The following is an 11874-nucleotide window of genomic DNA, read 5'->3' on the forward strand; positions in this document are numbered from 1 at the left end:
ATTATCGATGAGGTGACTGTCGACCATGGATCCCTGAGTCTGCGGCGTGTCCGGCGGATCTCGGTGGCCGGGTCTGCCATCGGGGCCGCGACCATGGGTTCGCCGAGCACGACCCGGCCCGGGCCGGTTCACGTCGCGTACGTTCCGTGCACAGCTGATCGCACTCGGGGAGAGCCCTCTTGCGCGAACCTCACGCGAACCATCTCCTGAGATGAAGCTCAACACCCTGCCTCCGGACCTGACGAACTTCGTCGGCCGCCGCCGCGAAGTCATGCACGTCAAGGACGCCATACGGACGTCGCGCCTGGTCNCTCTGACGGGCCCAGGGGGAGTCGGCAAGACCCGGCTGGGAACCGAGGCCGCTCGTCGGCTCGCCGGCGAGTTCAGCGGGGGAGTCGCCTTCGTCGAGTTGGCCGAGGTGACCAATCCGGATCACATCGCACTGGCCATTGCGGAGACGATGCGACTACGCATCGAATCGGGTATCTCGCCGCTCGATGCGCTCTGCGGGTATCTCAGTACCCATCGGCTGCTCCTCCTGCTGGACAACTGCGAGCATCTGGNGCCCGCCTGCGGGCGGCTGGTCCGCCTCATCATGCGTCGTGCGCCGCATGTGGGCGTCCTGGCGACCAGTCGCGAACCACTGGGCATCCTTGGCGAACTCACCTGGAACGTGCCACCGCTCAAGCTGCCGCGGGATTCGGCCGAGACGCTTCCGGAGGGCGACGCGGTCGACCTCTTCCTGGCCAGAGCAAGATCGGCCATGTCCGACTTCACTCCCGGCGCCGACGAACTCCACTCGATAGGCCGGCTCTGTCGCCATCTGGATGGAATGCCGTTGGCCATCGAACTGGCTGCCGTCCGTATCAGGTCCTTCTCGGTCGATCAGATCCTTTCGCAGAAGATGGCACTGTTCGACGTGCTGAAGGTCGGAAACCGAGCCGGCCCGGCGCGGCACCAGACGCTGTGGGCCGCGATCCACTGGAGCTACGAGCTCTCCTCGCCGGACGAGCGCGCGTTGTGGGAACGACTCGCGGTCTTCTCGGGCTCCTTCGATCTTCAGGCCGTTGAGCAGGTCTGTGCGGGCGACGGCATCACCGCCAGCGACGTGGTCAGCTTGCTGGGCGACCTGGTCGAGAAGTCGGTGGTGACCCGGACCGAGGGCCGGGCCGGCGGGCGACGGTACCGGCTGTTGGAGAGCATCCGCATGTTCGGCCTGGAGCTGTGCGGATCGGTGGAGGTGTGGCGTCGCCGGCATCGCGACTACTACCTTCAACTCGNGGAACAAAGCGAGCGGAGCTCTCTCTGGGACCGTCAGTTGGAGACGGTGCAGAGGCTGGAAGGCTCGCTGGGCAACATCCGCGCGGCCCTCGAGTACTCGTTCACTCATCCCGCCGAACGGCTCCTCGGTCTGCGGATGACCGCGGCCCTGTGGTTCTACTGGAATGCCTGTGGGCATTTACAGGACGGGTGTCACTGGCTGCGTCGAGCCCTCGTGGAGAATCCCGATCCGTCCGCTGACCGGGCGAAGGCGCTGTGGGTGCTGGGGTGGTTTGAGATGCTGCGGGGCAACAACGCTGCGGCCAGGGAGAACCTCGACGAGTGTCGATCGGTTGCCGACGAGATCGAAGATGAGACCGCCAGCATCTGCGCCATCCAGTTTCGCGGAACCGTCGAGCAGATCGACGGCGACTTCGCGCACGCGCTCGATCTGCTCGAAGCCGCCAGGAAGGGTCACGAGAGGTCGGGGCAGCCCAGCGCGCTCAGTATCCTGTGCGGAGCGCAGCTTGCGTTCGTGCACTGCCTCACCGGCGAGGTTGACAAGGCACTGCAGGCCTGTGATCTGGCGCTGGCTCAGGGGGCGCTGCACGCCGAGCGGTGGGCCACCTCATGGGTGCTGTGGGCACGTGGCCTGACCGAGCATCTCCGCGGCGACCTGGCGAGTTCCACGAGTCTGTTACGGGACTCGATCGACCTGAAGCGATCGCTCGGCGACTGGCTCGGCGTCACCATGTGCGTGGAGATCCTGGCCTGGAACGCCGTCGATACCGGTTGGTCCGCTCGGGCCGCTCGATTACTCGGCATCGGACGCATGCTGCACGGCTCGATGGGCGGGATGACCCCGTTGTTCGGCGCTTCGGCGCTGGTGGAGAAACGCGACGTCTGCGAGGCACGGGCCCGACTCGAGCTCGGCGACGAGATCTTCGACGCCGAGTACGCTGCCGGGCACCACCTGGAACTCCCCGCCGCGCTCCACTTCGCGCTGGAGGAACCCTCCGGTGAGCCCGAGCCCACGGAGCCCGAGCCCACGCGGCCCGCGCCGACGGCGGACCGGGAGGAGGTTCTCACCGCCCGGGAACTCCAGATCAGCCGGCTGATCGCCGCGGGGCTACGCAACAGCGATATCGCGGAATCCCTTACCATCTCCCGGCGCACGGTCGAGGGCCATGTCAACCGGATCCTGGCGAAGCTGAACTTCCGTTCACGCGCACAGGTGGCGGCGTGGATGACCCGTCGCCAGTTCGACCTCCAAAGAACCCGATAACTGGTCGACGACGCGGCCNCTCGGTCCACCGCGCTCGGCTTGCTTTCTCACTCATCCCTCGTCGCGCCGAGGTCGCGCCCTTCCCGGACGGCCCGGGTGCTGGGCCGTCCGGGCGTCGACGCGGGCGTCGCTACCTCCTGGTTCTCAGTGCTCGTGAGCGATCACACCACGGATGTTCTTGTGTGCCATGAGATCGTCATAGCCCTGGTTCACCTGGTCGAGGGTGTACACGTTGGTGATCAGTTCGTCCAGCTTCACATGACCGGTGCGGTACAGGGACAGGATCTTGGGAATGTCGTACATCGGATTGCAGCCGCCGTACAGGGAGCCCTGGATCCGCTTGCCCCACAGGGCCAGCTGCACTCCNGACAGGCTGATCGTGTCGGTCTCGTACTGACCCATCGACGTCACCACGATCGTGCCGCCCTTGGACGTGGCCGCGGCCGCGTCGGAGACCACCTGGGCCGTCAGCTCATCAACCGTGATGATGGTGCTGTCGGCCCCGACCCCTCTGGTGAGCTCGATGACCAGGTCCTGGGCTTCCGCTGCGGAACCGGCGGTGTGGGTGGCACCGAACTTCTTCGCGGCCTCCAGTTTGGCTGGTTCCGGGTCGACGGCGATCAGGTGCTGAGCTCCGGCGTAGGCAGCGCCCTGGACCGCATTCACGCCGATGCCGCCGATGCCGTAGATGACGACGGTGTCCCCGGGGCGAACGCCGGCGGAGTTCACGGCGGACCCCCATCCCGTCGGGACGCCACAGCCGACCAGGGCAGCCTTGTCCAACGGCAGATCGTCGTCGATCCTGACGACGGAGTTCTCGTGCACGGTGGCGTACTGGCTGAACGTGCCCAGGGTCATCATCGAACCGTAGTCACCGTTCTTTCCCTGGAACGGGAACCGGCCCCCGGGCAGAAAACCGTCGAGCCCGTTCGCACCCATGTCGCACAGCCGGGAGTTGCCGGTAACGCACCAGCGGCAACGACCACAGACGGGGAAGAACGAGGCCACGAAATGGTCCCCCGGCGCTAATCGGGAGACTTTCGACCCGACCTCGAGGATCTCGCCGGCCGCCTCGTGCCCAAAGACCATCGGCGGCCTGAACGGTAGGTGGCCCTTCACCATGTGCAGGTCGGAGTGGCACAGGCCCGAGTAGTCGTATCGTACCAGAACCTCGTTCGCGTCGGGCTTGACGACCTCAAGCTCTTCGATCTCGAAGGGCTTTCCGGCCTCGTAGAGAACCGCGGCTATCGTCTTCATCTGCTCTCCCTCGATTCGCTGAATGTGGTCTCGGCTGCTCGCGGCATCAGTCCTCCCAGCTGGGCGCCGGTGTCGAAAGCACGAGTCCGAAGGCATGGTTGGAAATGTTGGGCTCGAGGCTGATCTGGACGGACTTCACCTCGGTGTACTCATCGAGGGCGTGAGCGCCGAGCTCCCGCCCGAGACCGCTCTGCTTGTAGCCGCCGAACGGGTACTCCTCGTGGACCATGTGCCAGTCGTTGATCCACACCGAGCCGGCCTCCAGCCGGCGCGCGACCTCCAGCGCCTTGTTCGGGTCGGCACTCCAGACGCCGGCGGACAGGCCGTACTCGGTGTCGTTCGCCAGGGAGATCGCTTCGTCCACACTGTCGTACTTCAGGACGCACAGCACCGGCCCGAAGATCTCTTCGCGCGCGACCTTCATCTCGTTGGTGACACCTGTCAGGACTGTCGGTTCCACCCAGTAGCCCCGGTCGAAGCCAGCCGGCACTCCTCCGCCATGGGCGATGGTCGCGCCCTCCTGCTTCGCGGACTCNATGTAACCCAGCACCCGGTCGCGCTGCCGAGCGCTGATCAGAGGCCCGATGTTGGTGGCGGGGTCCAGCGGATCGCCTATCCTGATGGTCCTGAGGCGATCGATCANCCGGTCCACGAACTGGTCGTGAACCGCGGCAGGCAGCAGCAGGCGGGTTCCTGCCTCGCACGCCTGGCCGGCATGCATGAGGAACGCCCAGATCGAGCCGTCGACCGCCAGTCGCATATCGGCGTCTTCCAGCACGATGTTCGGGCCCTTGCCGCCGAGTTCGAGGGTGACCCGCTTCAGGTTGCTGGTGCTCGCGGCCTGGGAGACGAGCTTGCCGACCTCGGTGGAGCCGGTGAACGCGATCTTCCGGACGTCCGGGTGTTTCGCCAGATGCGCGCCGACTTCCTCGCCGTTCCCGGTGACGACGTTGAAGACCCCGTCGGGAAGACCGGCTGCCCGCAGTTCGCGCGCAAACTCCAGGGCTCCGATCGGCGTCTTCTCGTCGGTCTTCAGGACCACCGAGTTGCCGGCGGCGAGTGCTGGTACGACCTTCCAGACGGCCAGCGAGAGGGGAAAGTTCCAGGGCACGATCGCGACGCAGACGCCAAGAGGTTCACGGCGGATCAGTCCACCCATGAGAATCGGGCCGACGAGTGGTCCCGGGGTTTCGAACTCGTATCCACGCAGCAGCCTGGCGAAATAGCCCAGGTTGGAGATCGGCTGACCCGCGTTGAAGCCCATGGACAGCAGGTACGGGGATCCGCCCTCGCGGGTACCCAGCACGGCGAGTTCTTCGGCACGGGCCGTCAGGGCGGAGGCGACCGCATCGAAGATCTCGGCTCTCCGCGCCGGCGACACCCCGCGCCACACNCCCTCGTCAAAGGTGCGCTTGGCCGCGGCCACCGCCGCGTCCGCGTGTTCGATCCCGCCCTTCGCGGCGGTCGCGACGATCTCCTCGGTGGCCGGGTTGATGATCTCATAGTGTTCTTCTGTGTCGACCCACCGACCGTCGATGAACATCCGGTAGTGCGGAACCGAGGTAGTGGCGGAAAGGACTGCGGGAAGCTCCTGGACAACTGTCATGACAGATACCNCTGCTTGATGGTCGGCGGGCGGCCTGGTTCGCGCACCGCCGACTACTGCGTGACGGGGGTGAACTCCACATCGAGGCGCTCGGGCCCTCGGGTGAACATGCCCGCGTCGACGGGCTCCTTGCCGTCGGCGAAGCGGATGTCCGGCATGGCCTGAAGTAGCTGGTTGATGGCGGTCTCCGCCTCCCGTTTCGCGAGCAGCGAGCCGACACAGAAGTGACGACCAAGAGCGAACGCTATGTGGTCGGCTGAACCGACGAAGGCTTGGTTCATGTTGACGTCTTCGCGGAAGATGTCAAACTTGTCCGGGTCGTTGAAACGGCGCTCGTCGCGGTTGGCGGCGCCGTTGACGCACGCGACCACGCTTCCCTTCGGGATCACCGTGCCGGAGACGTCGATGTCCTCGGTTGCGGTGCGGAGAATGATCTGGACCGGAGGGTGATAGCGGAGCGTCTCCACCAGGGCCTGGGTGGCCAGGGCTGGGTTGGCCCGAACGGCCGCCAACTGCTCAGGGTGCTGAATCAGGTACTTGAGGGTACTGGCGATCGCCTTGTCGGTGGTCTCGCCGCCGGCGATGAGCAGCAGGCCGATGAGGGCCTTGATCTGCTCGTCGGAGAACTGCTCGCCCTCGATCTCGGCCTGCGTCAGGCGCGAGATCAGATCCGTGCCGGGATTCTTTCGCCGCTCGGCGATGATCGGCAGAATGTAGGCGGGATAATCCCGTTGCGTACGCATGCCCCACGCGTGGACTTCCGGGTCGTTGGTGAGATTGGCGAGAAAGGCCATCAGCGACGAGTACCAGTCGTGGAACTTGGGAAGGTCCTCGTGAGGCAGGTCGAGCATCTTCACGATCACATTGATCGGAAACCACTTCGTGAAGTTCTCGATCAGGTCGGTCCGGCCGGAGTGACGGAACTCGTCGATCATCTCCCTGGCCAGCTCGTCCACCTGGGGCAGCAGTTCCTGCAGATAGTTTCCGCGCAGGGCGGGAGTGACCAGGTGGCGGTTGACGGCATGTTCCCGACCGCTCATCTGAATCAGGGTCTTGCCGATCACCGGCTCCATCTGGAACGCGTAGTTCTCATTGGAGAACGCGACCGAGTCCTTGTAGATCCTGGCTACGTCGTTGTAGCGGGCGACGAAGTAGTAGCCGCTCGCCTCGTCATGTAAAACCGGGTAGTGGTCGCGCATGATCTTGTAGTACTTGTGCGGATCCTGCGCGAACTCCGCGGACAGAACATCGGGCTTCTCTGGGGGGTTCGTGGGCACAGTTTCTCCACTTTCATCTCGATGCCGGGATTCGCGGTGGCCTGTCGGCGAGTGATCGTCGCACCTGGCCGAGAGGTGTGTCACAGGTAAAAACACCTGATCCGACACCTGTCTTGGCTGGGCCGGTGCCTCCCGCCCCTGGCCGGCGACCCGACCCGCCGTCACGCGGTAGGAACTCCGGTGGTGCCCGACCAGAAGTGGCAGGGCGGCCTCGGCCGTTTGCATGTCGACATCCCCCGGACGAAGGTCGGACAGCCTTCGCTCGGGGGATGTCGATAACCTGTCCGCCCGGCATCCTCGGGAGGCGACGCGGTGGGGTGATCTCGCCCCGCGTCGGGAGACGCCCGGTGCCAGGCGAACGTGCTGCCGCGGAGCCGTAACCCGACTGCCGCCATGACCTTCGAGGCGTCCCGGCGTTCCGTGATCCGGTGCAGGACACGGCGCGTGACTGTGACGCCGGCCGGCCTGAGGAGGCTGCTGTGCCCTTTCGACGTTGGTCCATTGCCTGGGCGGTGGTGGGGATCCTGGTGGTGGTAGCGGCGGTGATCCTGCGGTTCGTCCTCGTTCCGATCGCCACCCGACTGCCTGGCGACACCGATCTGACCGTTCATTACCAGGGCACCGCGAACCTGCTCGACAGCAAGGCCTTACAGGCCGGAAAGGCGAGTTCCGCATTACGCTCGCACCTGCCCATCACGGTGGACCGCCGGGTGCAGGTGCTGTCCACCGCCGGGGACACCGCCGTGGTCAGCGACGCGCTCACCGTGCACGCCCCCGGTCAGGATCTACCCAGCAGCTACCGCTACGCCGTCGACAGGTCGACGCTGAAGGGTGTGACGCCACCCGCCGGGAGCAAGACCGAGCCCGCGACGGGCGCGTTGACCTCGGCCTTTCCGCTTCACCCCAAGAGTGACAGCTCGTACACCTACTATGACCCGGCCACCCGGACCATCGTCCCGATGACCTACGCCGGGCATGACACCCGCGGTGGCCGGTCCGTCAACGTCTACCGGATCTCGCCCTCGGGCGCGGTCCGCAATCCCGACCTGCTCGCCTCCCTGCCGCCGGCCCTGCCCAAGAGCCTCGTCGTCGGTCTGGCGCCCCTGCTGCCCGCCGGCGTCCGTGCGGCCCTGACCCCGGCGACGGTCGCCGCGCTGCCCGACCCGATCCCGCTGACCTACACCGGCAGGTCCGCCATCGTCGCCTACGTGGATCGCCAGACCGGCGTCGCGATCGACGAGACCATCTCCCAGCAGGTCATCGTCAACGTGACGGTCGGCGGCAGGACCGTGAGCCTGCTGCCCGTCGTCGCCCTCGACTTCCACATCNCCCCCGCCAGCATCGCCGATCTCGCCGACAAGGCGAAGTCCGCGGGACTCCTGCTGATCCTCGTCGGCCTCGTGGCGCCGCTCGTCCTGCTGGTGCTCGGCGTGGCGCTGATCGTGCTGGCCATGCTGCGTGAGCGACGTGTGCTGCGTGCACTCCTGGGTGTCCTGCTGCGCAGGCAGGGGCCGGGCGGCCCGGCGCGCGGCGGCGCGGGGTCGGCGGACGGCGTGCGACCGGCGGACGGCACCGGGTCGGCGGGCGGCGGTGAGCCGGTGGGCGGCGGTGAGCCGGTGGCCAACATCGGCGACGACGGTTCCGGTGACGCCCGGCGCCCCACGCCGCAGTCCGCACGATCTCTCGACTGATCCGCACAGCGGGCCCCCCGACGTCCCGGCGAAAGGAACTCATGGGAACGACGCAGATGGAGACGCTTAACGTTCGACGGCCGCGGACCGGGGTCGCCCTGGTGACCTTGGAACGCCCCGAACGGCTCAACGCGTTGAATCGGCCGATGCTTCGTGAGCTCCGGGAAGTCGCCGAGGAGCTGGCCACCGACGCGTCGGTGCGGGCCGTCGTCCTCACCGGAGCCGGTCGCGGCTTCTGTTCCGGGTATGACCTCGACGGCGCGGCCGAGTTCGCGACTCTCGGCCCGACGGGCGGGCTGGCGCTGCAGGACATGGCCAACCGGACGCTGCACGCCCTGCACACGCTGCCCCAGCCGCTGATCGCCGCCGTCGGCGGCCCGGCCATCGGCGGCGGCGTCAGCCTCGCCCTGGTCGCCGACATCCGCATCGCGGCCGTCGACGCGCTGTTCCAGGTCGCGTTCGTCCGGATCGGCATGTCGGGCGGCGATCTGGGTGCCTCCTGGCTGCTGCCGCGGATCGTCGGGCGAGGACTCGCCGCCGAGCTGATGTACACGGCGCGACCGGTCGGCGCCGAGGAGGCGGTGCGCATCGGCCTGGCCAACCGGGCCGTGCCCACCGCCTCGCTGCTCGACACCGCGCTCGACCTCGCGGGCCAGATCGCCGTCCACCCCCCGCTGGGTGTGCAGCTGTCCAAGCGTGCGTTGCAGGCCAGCACGGACTCGCCGTCACTGTGGTCGGCCCTGGAGACGGAGNCCCGCGGTCAGGCGCTGCTGATGGGGCATCCGGACACGGCGCAGGCGATCGCCGCCCTGCGGGAGAGCCTGGCCGCAGGCCGTGCGTCGAACGGCCGTGCGTCGCAGGACCGTGCGTCGCAGGACCGTGCGTCGCAGGACCGTGCGTCGCAGGGCTGAGTTCCGGGGGACATGAGCGAGGGGGCCGGATCGGCGTCGATCCGGCCCCCTGCCCTGCCCTGCCCGGCCGGGCAGGGCGAACCTGGCGGGTCAGCTCGCTCGCAGCTGGGACACGAGGTCGTAGCGCACCTCGTCGGCCAGGTCGTAGGGCAGATACAGGGTGAAGCGGTCGATCAGCCCGGTGAAACGGCGGCGGATCTCCCGGGCGACCGAGGCCGGTTCACCCACCGTGGCGAAGGTGTGGAGCANGGTGTCGTCGACGAGCGCGGTCATGGCGGCCCAGTCCTTGCGCCGGGACAGCAGGTGGAGCTCCGTGTGCAGATCACCCCAGCCGTGCAGTTCGAGGACGCCGCGGTAGGCGGGCGTCGCGCCGTAGAAGGCGATGCGCTCACGGACCGCCCGCACCGCCTTCTCGACGTCCTCGTCATCGGTCCCGGTTGCCACCAGGCCGGGGTAGGACAGCGTGAACCGTTCGCGGGTCTTTCCGTTCGCGTCGAGCACGGAGGCGAGCTGGGGGAGCGTGACCTCCCGCAGGTAGCGCTCGCTGGTGAAGGAGTGCACCAGCATGCCGTCGGCGACCTCGGCCGCGACCGACGTCATCTTCGGCCCGACCGCGGCGATCANCACTGGCGGTGGCCCGAACGGGTTGGGCCCAGGATTGAACATCGGCGTCATCAGGGTGTTCCGGTAGATCTCACCGTGGAAATCGAGTGGCTCGTCGTCGTGCCAGCTCCGCCAGATTGCGCGGAGGGCCAGCACGAACTCCCGCATCCGTTCGGCGGGTGCGGACCAGGGCATGTCGAAACGCCGTTCGATGTGCGGCCGGATCTGCGAACCGAGGCCCAGAGCGAAGCGGCCGGCGCTGAAGGTCTGCAGGTCGTTGGCGACGGTGGCGGTCGTCATCGGGTTGCGGGCGAACGCCACGGCGATGGCCGTCCCGATGTGCAGCCGGGGTGAACGGTCCGCGGCCAGCAGCAGGGGGAGGAACGGGTCCCGGTTGATCTCGGTGCTCCACACGCCGTCGTAGCCGATGTGATCGGCGTGCGCGACCTGCGCCGTGAGATCGGCGATGTCCGCGCCGCGGGTGCCGTCGGTGGATCCGCCGATATGGCCGTCGACCAGCACGTGCCGACTCCTTCTGATCGTGGCAGATGTGGTTCCCGACCTGTCGGGACGGGCCGGGGAACGGGCGAAGTAAATCAGGGGTAACCTTGCGAGGTCAACAGATCCGACTGTTCCCCGATGGGAGGCGGTAGGCCCGTGACCGGCGGAAGTACCTGGTGAGCGCGCGGGTCGGNCGGGCGCCGATCACGCGGACCCCACGGCCGCGCGACCGTCGAGCGCAGATCCTGGCGGCGGCCAGCGACCTGTTCTATCGCTTCGGTTATCACAACGTCGGCACCGAGGACATCGCCAAGGCGGTCGGCATCACTCCCGGTGCGCTCTACCGCCATGTCCGCAGCAAGGAGGAGCTCCTGGCCAGCGCGCTGTCGGACAGTTTCGAGCGGGCCACGATCGTCATCGATCGTCAGCTGCCCGGCGGCTTCGCCGCCGTGGTCGGGGACCTGGCCGAGACCGCCGCGCACCGGCGCGAGCTCGGGGTGCTGTGGACGCGGGAGACCCGGCATCTGCACGCCGAGTACCGCACGCCGATGCTGGAACGGTTCTTCGCGTTCCTGGGAAACCTGACCGCCGCGCTGCGGGAGGCCCGCGGCGAGCTGAGNCGCGACGACGCGCAGCTGTTGTCGTGGTGCCTGCTCGCCGTGCTCACCAGCGCCTCCTACCACCGGGTCGCCGCCTCCCCGGAGGTGACGACCACGCTGCTGCGCGACATGGCCCTGCGGGTGTGCGAGGCGCGGATCGATGGCTGCGGGGTTCACGAGGAGCCGGTCGCGGGCCGCGGGGAGACCGGACTGCCGCCCCGGGCGCGCCGGGAGGCGCTGCTGGCCGTCGCGGCCCGGTTGTTCGGGGACCGTGGCTACCAGTCGGTGACGATGGAGGAGGTCGGCGCGGAGGTCGGAATGACCGGCACCGGCGTCTACCGGCACTTCGCCACCAAGGGCGACCTGCTGAGCGCGATCGTCGCGCGCGCCACCGAGTCGTTGCAGCTGGGTCTGTCCCGGGCCCTGTCCGCGGCCACGACCCCGGCGGCCGGCCTGGACAACGTGGTGGCTGCCTACATCGACTTCGCGATGGCGCACACCGACCTCGTGAACGTCCTGCTCGCCGAGGTGATGAACGTGCCGCAGCCGTACCGCCACCGCATCCGGCGGGCCGAGCACGACTACGTCGCCGAGTGGGTCTGCCTGCTGGCGGCGACACATCCGGAGCTGGACCGCACCACGGTTCTCTTTCGGGTCCACGCGGTTCTCACCGTCATCAACGACGTCGCGCGCACCCCGCACCTGCGTGGGCAGCCGGGCCTGGTGGACAAGGTGCGGCTGGTCGCAGCCGCTGTCCTGCACGGCTGACGCCGGACCGCCCCGACCGGGGCGACGAAGTTCGCTCCGGTCTTGACGGAGTGAACTGGGTCACTTATGGTCCGACAAGTAAATCCCGTGACACACGCCGACGGTTCTGTCGGCCT

The 11874-nt window shown here is 67.7% G+C and carries 7 protein-coding genes and 11 pseudogenes; 8 read left to right on the forward strand and 10 right to left on the reverse strand.

All coding sequences use genetic code 11. From position 1 onward, the window contains the following. Nucleotides 1-311 precede the first annotated feature (311 nt). From FF86_RS67890 to FF86_RS67900, 3 genes and pseudogenes are all read left to right on the forward strand, one after another. Nucleotides 312-563, forward strand: a pseudogene (locus tag FF86_RS67890) (NB-ARC domain-containing protein); the annotation flags it as partial. A gap of 1 nt (nt 564) precedes the next feature. Beyond that, nucleotides 565-1280 (forward strand): annotated as a pseudogene (locus tag FF86_RS67895) (ATP-binding protein); the annotation flags it as partial. An 836-nt stretch (nt 1281-2116) separates the two neighbouring features. Then, complete coding sequence (locus tag FF86_RS67900; protein WP_396230038.1) at nt 2117-2545, forward strand: response regulator transcription factor; 429 nt, start codon at nt 2117-2119, stop codon at nt 2543-2545. A gap of 144 nt (nt 2546-2689) precedes the next feature. Here the strand turns inward: FF86_RS67900 and FF86_RS55970 are convergent. The 7 genes and pseudogenes from FF86_RS55970 to FF86_RS23455 all read right to left on the reverse strand — a co-directional run. Beyond that, nucleotides 2690-2911 (reverse strand): annotated as a pseudogene (locus FF86_RS55970) (alcohol dehydrogenase); the annotation flags it as partial. A 1-nt stretch (nt 2912) separates the two neighbouring features. Then, a pseudogene (locus FF86_RS23445) lies at nt 2913-3802 on the reverse strand (Zn-dependent alcohol dehydrogenase); the annotation flags it as partial. 46 nt (nt 3803-3848) lie between these two features. Beyond that, a partial coding sequence (locus FF86_RS55975) for an aldehyde dehydrogenase (protein ID WP_242419362.1) occupies nt 3849-4337 on the reverse strand: 489 nt, incomplete at its 5' end. 1 nt (nt 4338) lies between these two features. Beyond that, nucleotides 4339-4444 (reverse strand): annotated as a pseudogene (locus tag FF86_RS55980) (aldehyde dehydrogenase family protein); the annotation flags it as partial. A gap of 1 nt (nt 4445) precedes the next feature. Continuing rightward, nucleotides 4446-5195 (reverse strand): annotated as a pseudogene (locus tag FF86_RS55985) (aldehyde dehydrogenase family protein); the annotation flags it as partial. Between the two features lies 1 nt (nt 5196). Next, nucleotides 5197-5345, reverse strand: a pseudogene (locus FF86_RS55990) (aldehyde dehydrogenase family protein); the annotation flags it as partial. Nucleotides 5346-5461: 116 nt separating this feature from the next. Further along, the gene (locus FF86_RS23455) at nt 5462-6607 is read right to left on the reverse strand and encodes a cytochrome P450 (protein ID WP_082122053.1); all 1146 of its coding nucleotides are present in this window, start codon (nt 6605-6607) and stop codon (nt 5462-5464) included. A gap of 557 nt (nt 6608-7164) precedes the next feature. Between FF86_RS23455 and FF86_RS23460 the strand changes: the two genes are divergently transcribed. From FF86_RS23460 to FF86_RS23465, 3 genes and pseudogenes are all read left to right on the forward strand, one after another. Further along, the coding region (locus FF86_RS23460) for a porin PorA family protein (protein ID WP_242419364.1) at nt 7165-8013 on the forward strand (849 nt) is incomplete at its 3' end. Nucleotide 8014: 1 nt separating this feature from the next. Continuing rightward, nucleotides 8015-8376: pseudogene (locus tag FF86_RS67905) on the forward strand (hypothetical protein); the annotation flags it as partial. 56 nt (nt 8377-8432) lie between these two features. Next, on the forward strand, nt 8433-9128 hold a 696-nt coding region (locus FF86_RS23465; RefSeq protein ID WP_255355892.1), incomplete at its 3' end, for an enoyl-CoA hydratase/isomerase family protein. 249 nt (nt 9129-9377) lie between these two features. Here the strand turns inward: FF86_RS23465 and FF86_RS55995 are convergent. From FF86_RS55995 to FF86_RS56005, 3 pseudogenes are all read right to left on the reverse strand, one after another. Continuing rightward, nucleotides 9378-9535: pseudogene (locus FF86_RS55995) on the reverse strand (LLM class F420-dependent oxidoreductase); the annotation flags it as partial. Between the two features lies 1 nt (nt 9536). Next, a pseudogene (locus tag FF86_RS56000) lies at nt 9537-9910 on the reverse strand (LLM class flavin-dependent oxidoreductase); the annotation flags it as partial. A 1-nt stretch (nt 9911) separates the two neighbouring features. Next, a pseudogene (locus tag FF86_RS56005) lies at nt 9912-10412 on the reverse strand (LLM class flavin-dependent oxidoreductase); the annotation flags it as partial. Between the two features lie 224 nt (nt 10413-10636). Between FF86_RS56005 and FF86_RS56010 the strand changes: the two are divergent. Beyond that, nucleotides 10637-11010: TetR/AcrR family transcriptional regulator (locus FF86_RS56010; RefSeq protein WP_255355893.1), on the forward strand; the 374-nt coding region annotated here is incomplete at its 3' end. Nucleotides 11011-11119: 109 nt separating this feature from the next. Beyond that, nucleotides 11120-11758: a TetR/AcrR family transcriptional regulator gene (locus FF86_RS56015; protein ID WP_255355894.1), complete on the forward strand. Its 639-nt coding sequence runs from the start codon at nt 11120-11122 to the stop codon at nt 11756-11758. Nucleotides 11759-11874 lie beyond the last annotated feature (116 nt).

Origin of the sequence: Frankia sp. CpI1-P, assembly GCF_001421075.1 — a bacterium.
GTDB classification, from domain to species: Bacteria; Actinomycetota; Actinomycetes; order Frankiales; family Frankiaceae; genus Frankia; species Frankia torreyi.

Bases quoted from the DNA above. Each gene is read 5' to 3' on its own strand.
- FF86_RS67900 (WP_396230038.1), top strand. From the start codon at position 2,117: ATGACCCCGTTGTTCGGCGCTTCGGCGCTGGTGGAGAAACGCGACGTC.
- FF86_RS23455 (WP_082122053.1), bottom strand. From the start codon at position 6,607: ATGCGCGACCACTACCCGGTTTTACATGACGAGGCGAGCGGCTACTAC.
- FF86_RS56015 (WP_255355894.1), top strand. From the start codon at position 11,120: ATGGCCCTGCGGGTGTGCGAGGCGCGGATCGATGGCTGCGGGGTTCAC.